We start from the raw sequence: 308 nt of genomic DNA on the forward strand, positions 1-308 counted from the left end.
CCATTTCGTTTGGCGACGATCTGCTGGCAGTCTCAGCAAACTAAACGAGGTTTCACCTATGGATAGATACATGCCCCTTACCGGAATCGACTTGATTCCAGCTTCTCTGCTTATTGATACCCAAGCGCCACTCGACGTCCTGCAAGCGATGGCGGATTACCGCATTCGTACGGTCACGCAGGTGTTGGAGAACATCGCCTTTCGTGCCGAAATCGGTTGTGACACGGTGGTGTTATCAGACTTTTCCAAACTGCTGGCCATACCGTTGCGTGATGGTTGTGATTTGATGGATGTGATTGGTCGGCGGT

1 protein-coding gene is annotated in these 308 nt (G+C 51.3%); it reads left to right on the plus strand.

All coding sequences use genetic code 11. The features are described 5' to 3' along the window. Nucleotides 1–58 precede the first annotated feature (58 nt). Nucleotides 59–308, plus strand: a 250-nt coding sequence (locus QK293_RS27530; protein ID WP_282383534.1) for a hypothetical protein, incomplete at its 3' end; no start/stop codon positions are given.

This window comes from Pseudomonas sp. AL03, from assembly GCF_029960815.1.
Lineage (GTDB): Bacteria > Pseudomonadota > Gammaproteobacteria > Pseudomonadales > Pseudomonadaceae > Aquipseudomonas.